14 protein-coding genes are annotated in these 13,946 nt (G+C 55.8%); 12 read left to right on the plus strand and 2 right to left on the minus strand.

What is annotated here, in order from left to right:
* Nucleotides 1-51: 51 nt before the first annotated feature.
* The 11 genes from hfq (at nucleotide 52) to ACUTQ5_RS20375 (ending at nucleotide 12,292) form a co-directional block, all read left to right on the plus strand.
* Nucleotides 52-360, plus strand: a complete 309-nt coding sequence (gene hfq, locus ACUTQ5_RS20325) for an RNA chaperone Hfq (protein ID WP_012004894.1) — start codon at nucleotides 52-54, stop codon at nucleotides 358-360.
* A gap of 95 nt (nucleotides 361-455) precedes the next feature.
* A complete protein-coding gene (gene hflX / locus ACUTQ5_RS20330) occupies nucleotides 456-1,736 on the plus strand; it encodes a ribosome rescue GTPase HflX (RefSeq protein WP_020824906.1) in 1,281 nt (426 codons plus the stop codon).
* 68 nt (nucleotides 1,737-1,804) lie between these two features.
* Nucleotides 1,805-3,064, plus strand: coding sequence for an FtsH protease activity modulator HflK (gene hflK, locus ACUTQ5_RS20335; RefSeq protein WP_445652709.1), 1,260 nt, complete (start codon nucleotides 1,805-1,807; stop codon nucleotides 3,062-3,064).
* 3 nt (nucleotides 3,065-3,067) lie between these two features.
* The gene (gene hflC, locus ACUTQ5_RS20340) at nucleotides 3,068-4,075 is read left to right on the plus strand and encodes a protease modulator HflC (protein WP_445652710.1); all 1,008 of its coding nucleotides are present in this window, start codon (nucleotides 3,068-3,070) and stop codon (nucleotides 4,073-4,075) included.
* A 62-nt stretch (nucleotides 4,076-4,137) separates the two neighbouring features.
* A complete protein-coding gene (locus ACUTQ5_RS20345) occupies nucleotides 4,138-4,338 on the plus strand; it encodes a DUF2065 domain-containing protein (RefSeq protein ID WP_017891360.1) in 201 nt (66 codons plus the stop codon).
* A gap of 97 nt (nucleotides 4,339-4,435) precedes the next feature.
* Nucleotides 4,436-5,734, plus strand: a complete 1,299-nt coding sequence (locus ACUTQ5_RS20350) for an adenylosuccinate synthase (RefSeq protein ID WP_261110172.1) — start codon at nucleotides 4,436-4,438, stop codon at nucleotides 5,732-5,734.
* 545 nt (nucleotides 5,735-6,279) lie between these two features.
* Nucleotides 6,280-6,705 (plus strand): nitric oxide-sensing transcriptional repressor NsrR, encoded by a 426-nt coding sequence (nsrR, locus tag ACUTQ5_RS20355; RefSeq protein WP_445652711.1) that lies wholly within the window; start codon nucleotides 6,280-6,282, stop codon nucleotides 6,703-6,705.
* 59 nt (nucleotides 6,706-6,764) lie between these two features.
* Nucleotides 6,765-9,251: a ribonuclease R gene (gene rnr / locus ACUTQ5_RS20360; protein ID WP_017891362.1), complete on the plus strand. Its 2,487-nt coding sequence runs from the start codon at nucleotides 6,765-6,767 to the stop codon at nucleotides 9,249-9,251.
* 59 nt (nucleotides 9,252-9,310) lie between these two features.
* Nucleotides 9,311-10,042, plus strand: coding sequence for a 23S rRNA (guanosine(2251)-2'-O)-methyltransferase RlmB (rlmB, locus tag ACUTQ5_RS20365; protein ID WP_445652712.1), 732 nt, complete (start codon nucleotides 9,311-9,313; stop codon nucleotides 10,040-10,042).
* A 129-nt stretch (nucleotides 10,043-10,171) separates the two neighbouring features.
* Nucleotides 10,172-11,806, plus strand: coding sequence for an isovaleryl-CoA dehydrogenase (locus tag ACUTQ5_RS20370; protein WP_445652713.1), 1,635 nt, complete (start codon nucleotides 10,172-10,174; stop codon nucleotides 11,804-11,806).
* Between the two features lie 87 nt (nucleotides 11,807-11,893).
* Nucleotides 11,894-12,292 (plus strand): DUF350 domain-containing protein, encoded by a 399-nt coding sequence (locus tag ACUTQ5_RS20375; RefSeq protein WP_445652714.1) that lies wholly within the window; start codon nucleotides 11,894-11,896, stop codon nucleotides 12,290-12,292.
* Here ACUTQ5_RS20375 and ACUTQ5_RS20380 read toward each other — a convergent pair.
* Nucleotides 12,289-12,564, minus strand: coding sequence for a DUF1471 domain-containing protein (locus ACUTQ5_RS20380; protein WP_445652715.1), 276 nt, complete (start codon nucleotides 12,562-12,564; stop codon nucleotides 12,289-12,291). The genes ACUTQ5_RS20375 and ACUTQ5_RS20380 overlap by 4 nt on opposite strands.
* Nucleotides 12,565-12,675: 111 nt before the next feature.
* Complete coding sequence (gene bsmA, locus ACUTQ5_RS20385) at nucleotides 12,676-12,984, minus strand: biofilm peroxide resistance protein BsmA (protein ID WP_445652716.1); 309 nt, start codon at nucleotides 12,982-12,984, stop codon at nucleotides 12,676-12,678.
* Nucleotides 12,985-13,109: 125 nt separating this feature from the next.
* Here bsmA and yjfP point away from each other — a divergent pair, with 125 nt between their 5' ends.
* Nucleotides 13,110-13,862: an esterase gene (gene yjfP / locus ACUTQ5_RS20390; RefSeq protein ID WP_445652717.1), complete on the plus strand. Its 753-nt coding sequence runs from the start codon at nucleotides 13,110-13,112 to the stop codon at nucleotides 13,860-13,862.
* Nucleotides 13,863-13,946 lie beyond the last annotated feature (84 nt).

Raw genomic sequence — 13,946 nt, forward strand, 5'->3', positions numbered from 1 at the left:
GAGCCGACAGGTTCTTAGTTAAAAACAACAAGCAAATAAGGAAAAGATAGAATGGCTAAGGGGCAATCTTTGCAAGATCCGTTCCTGAACGCATTGCGTCGTGAACGTGTTCCGGTTTCTATTTATTTGGTGAATGGTATTAAGCTGCAAGGCCAGATTGAGTCTTTTGACCAGTTTGTCATCCTGTTGAAAAACACGGTGAGCCAGATGGTTTATAAGCACGCTATCTCTACCGTTGTCCCGTCACGCCCGGTATCGCACCATAGCAATACTCCGAGCGGCGGCACCAGTAACTATCACCATGGTAACAACCCGTCTGCGCCGCAACAGCCGCAGCAGGAAAGCGATGACGCTGAATAAAGTGCGTTGCGAGTCAACCATGACGGGGAGCATAAGCAGCCATGGGCTGTTTATGTCCCCCAAACTCACGGATTTCCGTTTGAGAGGTTGCACGCTTGTTTGACCGTTATGAAGCCGGTGAGCAGGCCGTCCTGGTTCATATCTATTTCTCGCAAGACAAAGATACAGAAGATCTCAGTGAGTTCGAATCCCTGGTGTCCTCTGCGGGTGTCGAAGCTTTGCAAGTGGTGACTGGTAGCCGCAAAGCCCCCCATCCCAAGTACTTTGTCGGTGAAGGAAAGGCCGAAGAAATTGCAGATGCGGTAAAAGCCAGTGGCGCATCTGTTGTCCTGTTTGATCACTCCCTTTCCGCGGCGCAAGAGAGAAACCTTGAACGCCTGTGCGAATGCCGGGTGATCGATCGCACCGGGTTGATTTTAGACATATTTGCCCAGCGTGCCCGTACCCATGAAGGTAAGCTGCAGGTAGAGCTGGCACAGTTGCGTCATATCGCCACGCGTTTAGTTCGTGGCTGGACGCACCTTGAGCGCCAAAAAGGGGGGATTGGCCTGCGCGGGCCGGGGGAAACCCAATTAGAGACCGACCGTCGTCTGTTACGCGATCGCATTAGCCTGATTCTACGCCGCCTGGAGCGGGTAGCTAAGCAGCGTGAACAGGGCCGACGTGCGCGTACCCGTGCTGAAGTGCCAACCGTATCGCTGGTGGGATACACCAACGCCGGTAAATCTACCCTGTTTAATCGAATAACGTCTGCCGATGTGTACGCGGCCGACCAGCTATTTGCCACCCTGGATCCTACCCTGCGACGTATCGACGTGGCCGATGTGGGCGATACCGTGTTGGCGGATACCGTAGGCTTTATCCGGCACCTGCCGCACGATCTGGTGGCCGCCTTCAAGGCAACGCTGCAAGAAACGCGTCAGGCATCTTTGCTGTTACATGTAATTGACGCCGCGGATACCCGTGTCGATGAGAACATTGAAGCGGTAAATACCGTGCTGGCAGAGATTGAATCGGATGAGATCCCTACACTGTTAGTGATGAACAAAATAGATATGCTGGATGATTTTGTTCCGCGTATCGACCGCAACGATGAAAACTTACCGATCCGGGTGTGGCTGTCCGCCGCCAGTGGTGAAGGTATCCCGTTGCTGTATCAGGCGTTGACGGAGCGCTTATCGGGGGAAATCGCGCATTATGAGCTGCGCTTACCGCCAGAGGCAGGCCGTCTTCGTAGCCGTTTTTACCAGCTTCAGGCAATTGAGAAAGAGTGGAACGAAGAAGACGGCAGCATTGGCGTGGTGGTTCGTATGCCCATCGTCGAATGGCGCCGCCTCTGCAAACAGGAACAGGAACTGATTAACTTTATAGTATGATCATATCCTGTTACATTTGAGCTTCGCGTAAGCCTGAAGTACCCAATCACAGAATATGGAGCTAAAACATGGCGTGGAATCAGCCCGGTAATAACGGACAGGACCGCGACCCGTGGGGGAGCAGCAATAACAATGGCGGCAACTCTGGCGGTAATAACAAAGGCGGTCGCGATCAAGGGCCACCTGATTTGGACGATATCTTCCGCAAGCTGAGCAAAAAACTGAGCGGCTTGGGCGGGGGCAAAGGCTCCAACAACAATAACGACGGCGGTACTGGCACTTCGGGGCCGGGTCTTAGCGGTCGTATTATCGGTATCGCTGCGGTTGCGGTGGTGGTGATTTGGGCCGCCAGCGGTTTCTACACCATCAAAGAAGCCGAGCGCGGTGTCGTGACTCGTTTCGGCAAATTCAGCCACCTGGTGCAGCCGGGTCTGAACTGGAAGCCGACCTTCATCGATGAAGTGCGTCCAGTTAACGTGGAGTCGGTGCGTGAACTGGCCGCTTCTGGTGTGATGCTGACTTCCGATGAGAACGTGGTACGCGTAGAAATGAACGTGCAGTACCGCGTGACCAACCCGGAAGCCTATCTGTTCAGCGTGACCAACGCCGACGATAGCCTGAGCCAGGCTACTGACAGCGCCCTGCGTGGCGTTATCGGCAAGTACACCATGGATAAGATCCTGACCGAAGGCCGTACTATCGTGCGTAGCGATACCCAACGCGTACTGGAAGAGACTATTCGTCCGTACAACATGGGCATCACGCTGCTGGACGTCAACTTCCAGGCCGCTCGTCCGCCGGAAGAGGTGAAAGCCGCATTTGATGATGCGATTGCCGCACGTGAGAACGAGCAGCAGTACATCCGTGAGGCAGAAGCTTACGCCAACGAAGTTCAGCCACGTGCTAATGGCCAGGCACAGCGTCTGTTGGAAGATGCCAAAGCCTATAAAGACCGTACCGTCCTGGAAGCACAGGGTGAGGTTGCGGGCTTTGCCAAGCTGTTGCCGGAATACAAGTCTGCTCCGCAAATCACCCGCGAGCGTCTGTATATCGAAACCATGGAAAAAGTCCTGAGCCACACCCGTAAAGTGTTGGTGAATGACAAAGGCAACAATCTTATGGTGTTACCGCTGGATCAAATGCTGCGTGGCCAAACCGGCGCGGCGGCTGACGGTAGTAAAGACACCAGCCTGATTCGTCTCAACCCCGCTCCGTCTGCCAACAGCGGCGCCAGCTCCAGCAGCCAGCGCACCAGCAACGGCTCGGTCATGGACCAGCGCCGGGCGAATGCGCAGCGTGACGACACCACTCGCGTAGGGAGAGAATAATCAATGCGTAAGTCTTTTATAGTAATTATCCTCGCGGTGCTGGTGGCGTTGTATGCATCCTTGTTCGTGGTTCAGGAAGGTCAGCGCGGCATCGTGCTGCGTTTCGGCAAGGTACTGCGTGACAGCGACAACAAGCCGCTGGTTTATGCGCCGGGTCTGCACTTCAAGATCCCGTTCATTGAATCAGTGAAAACGCTGGATGCGCGTATCCAGACCATGGACAACCAGGCTGACCGCTTTGTTACCAGCGAGAAGAAAGACCTGATCGTCGACTCATACCTGAAATGGCGTATCAGCGATTTCAGCCGTTACTACCTGGCAACCGGCGGCGGTGATGTTTCACAGGCCGAAGTGTTGTTGAAACGTAAGTTCAGTGACCGTCTGCGTTCCGAGATTGGTCGTCTGGATGTTAAAGATATCGTGACCGACTCGCGCGGCAAACTGATGTCCGACGTGCGTGACGCGCTGAACACCGGCACCGTGGGTGATGACCAGGAAGTGGCGACCACTGAAGCTGATGATGCTATTGCTTCTGCAGCGGCGCGTGTTGAAAAGGAAACCACCGGCAAACTGCCGAAGGTTAACCCGAACAGCATGGCGGCGTTGGGTATCGAAGTGATCGACGTGCGTATCAAGCAGATCAACCTGCCGGCAGAAGTGTCTGATGCAATCTATCAGCGTATGCGCGCCGAGCGTGAAGCGGTAGCCCGTCGTCACCGTTCACAGGGTCAGGAAGAGGCTGAGAAGCTGCGCGCTACCGCAGACTACGAAGTGACTCGTACCTTGGCAGAAGCCGAACGTATAGCGCGTATCACTCGTGGTGAAGGTAATGCCGAAGCGGCCAAACTGTTTGCTAACGCATTCAGTCAGGATCCGGACTTCTACGCCTTTATCCGTAGCCTGCGCGCTTATGAAACCAGCTTCAGCAGCAATAACCAGGATGTGATGGTACTGAGCCCGGACAGCGATTTCTTCCGCTACATGAAGTCGCCTGATTCCGTACGCAAGTAACCGCGTCGGTTAATGATAGAGGGCCCGTTTAAACGCGGGCCCTTTCTTTTTGGGAGTCACTGATGAATTCAACGATCTGGCTGGCGCTTGGGCTGGTTTTGGTGCTGGAAGGGCTGGGCCCGATGCTGTTCCCGCAGGCCTGGCGCAAAATGATACTGGCGATGACCCAGTTTCCCGACGCGACACTGCGTCGATTTGGCGGCGGAATAGTGGTTGCAGGCTGTGTGATCTACTACATGTTGCGTACACACGCAGGGGTTTAAAGTTTAGCCTAAAAAATATGCAACCCTATGCTAAAAGTGCTGAAACTCACGAATTACGGTGGTAGAATCCATTTTTAAGCAACCGGTGATTTTTAAAATGGGTAAGAACGTCGTCGTACTGGGCACTCAATGGGGTGACGAAGGTAAGGGCAAGGTCGTAGACCTGCTGACCGAACGGGCTCAATATGTAGTGCGCTACCAAGGGGGCCATAACGCTGGTCACACTCTGGTTATTAACGGTGAAAAAACCGTCCTTCATTTGATTCCATCAGGTATTCTGCGTGAAAACGTGACCAGTATCATCGGCAACGGTGTGGTTCTGGCTCCAGACGCATTGATGAAAGAAATGGGTGAACTCGAAGCGCGCGGCATCCCGGTACGCGAACGTCTGTTACTGTCCGAAGCCTGCCCGCTGATCCTGCCTTATCACGTTGCGCTGGATAACGCGCGCGAGAAAGCACGTGGCGCGAAAGCTATCGGTACCACCGGTCGCGGTATCGGCCCGGCTTACGAAGATAAAGTTGCTCGTCGTGGTCTGCGCGTTAGCGACCTGTTCAACAAAGAAACCTTCGCTGTTAAGCTGAAGGAAATCGTTGATTACCATAACTTCCAGTTGGTCAACTACTACAAAGTTGAAGCCGTTGATTACCAGGCGACTCTGGATTATGTGCTGTCTATCGCCGACATCCTGACCGCCATGGTTGTTGACGTGTCCGAACTGTTGGACGGCGCGCGCAAGCGTGGCGACCTGATCATGTTCGAAGGCGCACAGGGCACCCTGCTGGATATCGACCACGGTACCTATCCGTACGTGACCTCTTCCAATACCACTGCTGGCGGCGTTGCTACCGGTTCAGGTATTGGTCCGCGTTACGTGGATTACGTTCTGGGCATCGTTAAAGCCTACTCTACCCGTGTGGGTGCAGGTCCGTTCCCAACTGAACTGTTCGACGAAACCGGTGAGTTCCTGTGTAAACAAGGTAACGAGTTCGGCGCCACTACCGGCCGTCGTCGTCGTACCGGCTGGCTGGACGCGGTAGCTGTTCGCCGTTCTGTACAGATCAACTCCCTATCTGGTTTCTGCCTGACCAAGCTGGACGTGTTGGACGGTTTGAAAGAAGTGAAGATCTGCGTGGGTTATCGCATGCCTGACGGCCGCGAAATGACCACGACTCCGCTGGCGGCTGAAGGTTGGGAAGGTATTGAACCCATCTACGAAACCATGCCTGGCTGGAGCGACACCACTTTTGGCGTGAAAGAACACAGCAAACTGCCACAGGCGGCGCTGAACTACATCAAGCGCATTGAAGAGCTGACTGGTGTGCCAGTAGACATTATCTCTACAGGTCCAGACCGTAGCGAAACCATGATCCTGCGCGACCCGTTCGACGCATAATCTGGCTTTGCTAGAGGCTGTGTCCCGTAATAGTGCGTGAACGCAGGTGCGCGTTCAAATGGCTCCAGCCATTCGGGTCGCGTCCCAAAAACCCGTACTCTGCGTTGTCGGGCTTGAACATAGGGCCACTATGTTCAGCCCCCCTCCGCCTTGATTAGAGGATTTTGGGGCTGCGACGGTGCCACGACCTATTACGGGACGCAGCCTATACAAACCGGGCATTGTTCCGGTTTTTTTTATCATTATTCTCCCCGGTTGCGATTTCACTTCAAAAAATCCTTTCTTTAACCTGTCCAAAGCCTGAGATGCGCTAAATAATTAGCGGCTAACTCTCCGGCTGGTTTATTATCCAATATACCGGTCATACTTCAAGTTGCATGTGCGTTGGCTGCGTCTGCTCACCCCAGTCACTTACCTGAGTAAGCTCCTGGGAACTCTCAGACTTGCCGCCTTCCTGCAACTCGAATTATTTTGGTATAGGTAATCTTTTAAATAGTGCCGAAAATCGGCGTATCAGACGGGTAAAATGATACCCAGAGGTAGATGTGCAGTTAACAAGTTTTACTGATTACGGCCTGCGGGCGTTGATCTACATGGCCTCGCTGCCACCGGGCAAAATGACCAGTATCTCGGAAGTCACCGAGGTCTACGGCGTGTCCAGAAACCATATGGTAAAGATCATCAATCAGTTAAGCCGGGTTGGCTTTGTGACCGCCGTGCGCGGAAAGAACGGTGGCATCCGTTTGGGCAAACCGGCCGAGACCATTCGCCTCGGCGACGTGGTAAGGGCGCTGGAGCCGCTTTCACTGGTTAACTGCAACAGTAATTTCTGCCACATAACCCCTGCTTGCCGCCTGAAACAGGTGCTGCAACAGGGCGTACAGAATTTCCTTGAAGAGCTGGACAGCCACACGTTGGCCGATATGGTCGAAGACAATCCATCGCTCTACAAGCTATTGCTTGTCGAATAAAGCGTCGCTGAGAAGACAAGGCTCAGCGGCACCCTGCTGATGACAACGGAGGAACCGCAATGTCACAAGATCCATTCCTGGAACGAGAAGCAGAAAAATATGAATCCCCAATCCCGAGCCGTGAATTCATTCTGGCCCATCTGGCGAAAAGAGAAACGCCGGCCAGCCGCGAAGAGCTGGCCAAAGAGCTGAATTTAACCGGTGAAGAGCCGTTAGAAGCGTTGCGCCGCCGCCTGCGTGCGATGGAGCGCGACGGTCAGTTAATATTTACCCGCCGCCAGTGCTATGCGCTGCCGGAACGTCTTGATCTGCTGCGCGGTACCGTTATCGGCCACCGTGATGGCTTTGGTTTCCTGCGTATTGAAGGCAGCAAAGACGACCTGTATCTGTCAGCCGAGCAGATGAAAATGGCAATCCACGGTGATGTGGTGCTGGCACAGGCAATGGCTGCAGATCGCAAGGGCCGCCGTGAAGCGCGTATCGTCCGTGTGCTGGTGCCGAAAACCAGCCAAATCGTCGGTCGCTTCTTTATGGATGCTGGTACCGGCTTTGTGGTGCCGGACGACAGCCGTCTGAGCTTCGATATCCTGATCCCGGCCGAAGCCGCCAGCGGTGCGCGCATGGGCTTTATGGTGGTGGTTGAGTTGACCCAGCGTCCGACCCGCCGTACCAAGGCTGTGGGCAAGATCGTTGAGATCCTCGGCGATAAAATGGGGACCAGCATGGCGGTGGATATCGCTCTGCGTACCCATGAGATCCCGCATGTTTGGCCGCCACAGGTGGAAAAACAGGTTGCCGATCTCAGCGAACAGGTACCGGAAGCGGCCAAGAAAGGCCGTGTCGATCTGCGTCAGTTACCTTTGGTGACCATTGACGGCGAAGACGCACGCGATTTCGATGACGCGGTTTACTGTGAGAAAAAGCGCGGCGGCGGTTGGCGCCTGTGGGTGGCCATTGCCGACGTCAGTTACTATGTGCGTCCACGTACTGCGCTGGATGACGAAGCGCGCAACCGTGCTACCTCGGTGTACTTCCCATCGGAGGTGATCCCGATGCTGCCGGAGGTGCTGTCCAACGGCCTGTGTTCGCTTAACCCGCAGGTTGACCGCCTGTGTATGGTGTGTGAGATGACCATCTCCGCCCAGGGGCGTCTGTCGACGGCCAAATTCTATGAAGCGGTAATGAGCTCTCACGCCCGCTTAACCTACAACAAAGTCTGGCACATCTTGCAGGGCGATCAGGAGCTGCGTGAGCATTATCACCCGCTGGTCAAGCACCTGGAAGAGCTGCACACAATGTACAAGGTGTTGGATCAGGCGCGCGCCGAACGTGGCGGTATTGCTTTTGAAACCGAAGAAGCTAAGTTTATCTTCAACGCCGAACGTCGTATTGAACGTGTTGAGCCAACGGTGCGTAACGACGCCCACAAACTGATCGAAGAGTGCATGATCATGGCGAACGTCGCTGCGGCACGCTTCGTTGAGAAGAATAACGAGCCGGCGTTGTTCCGCGTGCATGACCGTCCAAGTGACGATCATATTACTGCCTTGCGCAGCGTGTTGGGTGAGCTGGGTCTGACGCTGGGCGGCGGTAACAAGCCGCAGCCGAAGGACTACGCCACCTTGATGGATGAAGTGTCCGAACGTCCTGACCATGAAATGCTGCAAACCATGCTGCTGCGTTCCATGAAACAGGCGGTCTACGATCCGGAAAACCGGGGCCACTTTGGTCTGGCGCTGGCTTCTTACGGCCACTTCACCTCACCGATCCGTCGTTATCCGGATCTGGCGATGCACCGCGCGATCAAATATCAGTTGGCTAAAGAGCATGGCGAGCCGAAAGAGCGCTGGACGCCGACCGGTGGTTGGCACAGCGAGTTCGAAGAAATGCTGCAGCTGGGCGAGCACTGTTCGATGGCCGAGCGCCGCGCTGATGAAGCGACGCGTAACGTTGCCGACTGGCTGAAATGCGACTTTATGCAGGACCATGTCGGGGAAGTGTTCAGCGGTATTATTGCCAGTGTGACCGGCTTTGGTTTCTTCGTCCGCCTGAACGATCTGTTTATCGACGGCCTGGTGCACGTATCATCGCTGGATAATGACTATTATCGCTACGATAATATCGGCCAGCGTCTGATTGGCGAATCCTCCGGCGTGGTTTATCGCCTGGGCGATACGGTGGAGATCCGCGTTGAAGCGGTGCATATGGACGAGCGTAAAATTGACTTCGCTTTGGTCTCGAGCACTCGCAAACCACGCGGTGAAGGCAAAACTGAACGCGATCGCGCCAAGAATGGCGGCCAACGTACCTTGCGTGGTGGGGCTGGCGCAGGCCGGACTTCAGCGCCACGCAAACGTCGCGGTGGCAAAGCACCCGCCAATTTTGAGCCTGACAGCGCCTTCCGTAAAGACGAAGCCAAACCCGCTGACAAGGTGAAGAAAGACAAAAAGGCGAAAGCCAAGAAAGTATCCGACAAAACCCGGAAAATAGCGTCGGCGACCAAGGCCAAACGCGCCGGCAAGAAGAAAGGTGCTGAGCAGGCTTAAGCTGCCACACGTCATTATCACCGGCTGGCATATGCCAGCCGCACAGTTAAAAGAGCATCATGAGCGAAATTATTTACGGTATTCATGCCGTCAAAGCCCTGTTAGACAACGATCCGCAACGCTTCCTGGAAGTGTTTATCCTCAAAGGCCGTGACGATCGTCGGCTACAGCCGTTGGTTGCCGAGCTGGAAGCGACCGGCATTGTTATCCAGGTGGCGAACCGCCAGTGGCTGGATGAGAAGGTCGAGGGCGCGGTGCATCAGGGGATTATCGCCCGGGTGCGCGAAGGGCGTCAGTATCAGGAAAACGATTTGCCGGCGCTGCTGGAAAGCGTGGATACGCCATTCCTGTTGGTGTTGGACGGCGTGACCGACCCGCACAACCTCGGAGCCTGCCTTCGCAGTGCCGATGCGGCCGGTGTACACGCGGTGATCGTCCCGCGCGATCGCTCTGCCCAGTTGAATGCGACTGCCAAGAAAGTGGCCTGCGGCGCGGCGGAAAACGTTCCGTTGATTCGCGTCACCAACCTGGCGCGCACCCTGCGTTTGCTGCAGGAAATGAACGTCTGGGTCGTCGGCACTGCCGGAGAAGCCGATCACACTTTGTTCCAGAGCAAAATGACTGGCCCAATGGCGCTGGTGATGGGGGCAGAAGGCGAAGGTATGCGTCGTCTGACTCGTGAGCACTGTGACGAACTGATCAGCATCCCAATGGCCGGGACGGTGTCTTCACTGAACGTTTCAGTCGCCACCGGCATCTGCCTATTTGAAGCAGTGCGTCAGCGCAGTTGATTTACCGATAAGGGCGCAGAATTTTGCGCCCTTATTACTTTCTCAATTCCCACCCTGTGATCTCACCTGCGGCAGAAATCCCCCTGACGACCATACTTACTCCTGACGCTTTTATCAGGGAGCAAGCCGATGGTCTGGAATACACACACCGTTTTTAATCAGCCGAAACCGCTGGGGAACAGTAATCTGTTCCTGTCCGATATGCCACTGCATGAGGCGATACAACGCGAGCAAGCCGGTTGGGATGTCGAAGTGCTGGCTTCGCTGGGGCAGCAGTTGGGCACCCAGGAATCGCTGGAACTGGGGCGATTGGCCAATGCCAACCCGCCGGAGCTGCTGCGTTATGATGCCACCGGCCAGCGGTTGGACGACGTCCGTTTCCATCCCGCCTGGCATATCCTGATGCAAGGCTTGATCGCCAACCGTGTGCATAACCTGCCGTGGCAGGAGGATGCCCGTATTGGCTCGTTTGTGGCGCGCGCCGCGCGTTTTGTGCTGCATGCTCAGGTCGAAGCCGGCACCTTATGCCCGGTGACCATGACCTTTGGCGCTATCCCACTGCTGCAGCGTTCTTTGCCGGCAGAATTCCAATCCTGGTTAACGCCGCTGCTATCCGATCGTTACGATGCGCATGTGCTGCCCGGCGGGCAAAAGCGCGGCTTGCTGATTGGCATGGGTATGACCGAAAAGCAGGGCGGTTCCGACGTGTTGAGTAATACCACCACGGCAACCCCGCTGGCCGCCCGTGGCCCGGGGGAGGCATACCGACTGGTGGGGCATAAATGGTTCTTCTCGGTGCCGCAAAGCGATGCACATCTGGTGTTGGCACAGGCTGAAGGGGGGCTGTCGTGCTTCTTCCTGCCGCGCATACTGCCGGACGGCACCCGCAATGCCATACGACTGGAGCGGCTGAAGGATAAGCTGGGCAATCGTTCCAATGCCAGCGGTGAGGTTGAGTTTCAGGACGCCAGCGCCTGGCTGGTAGGTGAAGAAGGGGATGGCGTGCGGCATATCCTGAAAATGGGCGGCCTGACGCGCTTTGACTGTGCGTTGGGCAGCCACGGATTGATGCGGCGTGGATTATCGGTGGCCTTGTACCACGCTCTGCAACGGCAGGCATTCGGCAAACCCTTGCTCGAACAACCGATGATGCGTCAGGTGTTGGCGCGCATGGCGCTGCGGCTGGAGGGACAAACGGCGGCCTTGATGCGTCTGGCGCGAGCCTATGACAGCACGGGGGCCGGGGCATCGTTGGAACAGGCACTGTGTCGGGTGATGACCCCGGCGGCGAAGTTTGAAGTCTGCCGACAGGGCACTCCTTTTGTCGGCGAAGCGATGGAGGCGCTGGGCGGCATTGGCTACTGCGAAGAGAGTGAACTGCCGCGGCTGTACCGTGAAATGCCGGTGAACAGCATTTGGGAAGGTTCCGGCAATATTATGTGTCTGGACGTGATGCGAGCCTGGGGAAAGCTGCCGGGGGTGCAGGAGGCCCTGGAGCTTGAATTTGGTGAGGTGAGGGGACAGAACCGTCACTTTGATCGCCAGTGGCGGCAGTTGCTCCAGTTGATGCGCAAGCCCCAGGAGGTGCAGGGACGGGCAGTCACCGGCGGGTTATTCAATCTGCTCGCCGCGGCGCAGCTTCTGCGCTACAGTTCACCGCCGTTAGCGGAAGCCTGGTGCCAAATGATGCTCGATACCCGTGGTGAGCGAACTTTACCAGACCGTTTGTGCGAGACGTTGTTTGCCCGAGCGATGGGAGGCTAGGGAAAACAGTAGCGCTACAGCGGGAAAAGCTTTTTAATTCAGTACTTGGCCCGTAAGGGATTCTGACCTCTGACCAGGAAACATGACATGGATATTATCAGCGCGTTGGTGGCATTCGCCTCTTACTTCTTCAGTGGTTTTGCCATGGTTCTGGTGTTCTTGTTTATCTATACCCGCATTACGCCGCATGACGAATGGGCATTGATCAAGGCCGACAACCAGTCTGCCGCCTTCGGATTCGTCGGTGCCTGCCTGGGGTATGTGATCCCGCTGGCCAGCGCGGCGATCAACTCGATCAGTCTGCTGGACTACTTGCTGTGGGGCGTGGTGGCGTTGGTGGTGCAACTGTTGCTGTTCGCGGCGGTTAAAATCTACATGCCGCGCATCAGCGACAAGATTGAGTCCAATCACCTGGCCGCCGGGATTTTCCTGGGGGGCGTGTCAATCAGCGGCGGCGTGTTAAATGCGGCCTGCATGAGTTATTAAAGATAAAAAATCGCCGAGGCACGCCAGCCGGGCTGATGTGCCTGCTCCTCCATCCGCAGGATCCGGTAATAGCTTGCCCCATGCTCATCAGCTTTGCGTGCTATGAGCTGTTCGACGTCCTGAGGCGAGCCGGAAAGATTATCCAGGGTGATCTGCGCAATTTCACTGAGCGGTGTAACACGATCGGCGGGTGCCAGTTCGGCAGACTTGGCGCTGACGTTGAGTAACCCCACGGAGAGCAGGAGGGCGGTGAGTGCGGCGGAGCGTTTCATGGCGTTCCCCTTCGTCGAACGACCGCAGGCTGCGACCGGTTGAGCGACAGTGTGCAATATCCAACTTCAGTCTGTGCAAAGCCATTGTAAATATGGTTAAAACGCCGCAGTTTATCGATACAGGATCGCCTGTGAATACCATTGGCCGGGAACGACGGTCTCGCTGTTCATGATAATCATGTAATAGCGTGCGCCGCTGGCGTTAGCCTTCCTGTTAATCTCCGCTTCCACGTCCATCGGGCTTCCGTAAACCAGTGCGCTGGTGGTGCCTATCTTTACCAGCTTGGAGGTTTGCGCCCGGGTTACCTCTTGTGCCTGGCCAGTGGGGGCCGGCGGGGCTTTCGGCGTCGTGGTCATCATGCCACAGGCACTAAGCAGCGTGACCAGCGCCAGGGGCAGCAGCAGATGGGAAAGTTTCATAGATACCTCGACAGAGCGGATAGCATGATTTCAGTGTAACCCATTATAAATTGGAACAGATTGAGCTAATGCTTTTAGCTCAAGTTTGCCATTATGAAGGCAACCGGTACGCAGAGGGAAAACGGATGATTGAAATACATGACGAGCGGGTGGGGGACACTGCGGTGATCCACGCGGTGCCTGCGGGGCAATATCACCAACCATTGCCGACGGTATTTTTCTACCATGGCTATACCTCGTCGAAAGAAGTGTACGCGTACTTTGCCTACGCATTAGCCCGGGCAGGGTTTCGTGTGGTGCTCCCGGATGCCGAGTTGCACGGCGAACGTTTTGATGGCAATGAAGCAAAGCGGTTGGCCAGCTTTTGGGAGATCCTTCGAGGCAATATTGACGAGTTACCGGCGCTGAAGGCGCACTTTGAACAGCTAGGTCTGATTGCCGAGGGGCGCATTGGCGTGGGTGGTGCGTCAATGGGCGGCATGACGACATTGGGCAGCTTTGCTCGCTATCCGTGGGTGAAAGCGGCGGCCAGCCTGATGGGGGCCGGTTACTACACCGTTCTGGCGCAAACGCTGTTCCCGCCACTGGATGAGCGGGGCAATCCTTTGTCGAGCGAGGATTTTGATGCGCGCATTGCCATGCTGGCGGATTACGGTCTGGAGCAGCAGTTGGAGAAAATTGCCGATCGCCCGTTGCTGCTTTGGCACGGTGAGGCAGATGACCTGGTGCCGGCGGCGGAAAGCCTGCGGCTGGCGACCGAACTGCGGCAGAGCGGTTGGGACCGGCAATTGACGTTGCTCACTGAGCCGGGGGGCAAGCACCGCATTACTCCACAGGCACTTAGTGCCACCGCCGATTTCTTCGTGCAATCGCTGTAAAAAAGCCCCCTGCAGGCAGGGGGCTCAGACTGATGACAAACCTCATTCCTGCCCAGAGCGAGTAGAGGCCGATAAATAAAAATC

Source organism: Serratia sp. NA_112.1, assembly GCF_052691715.1.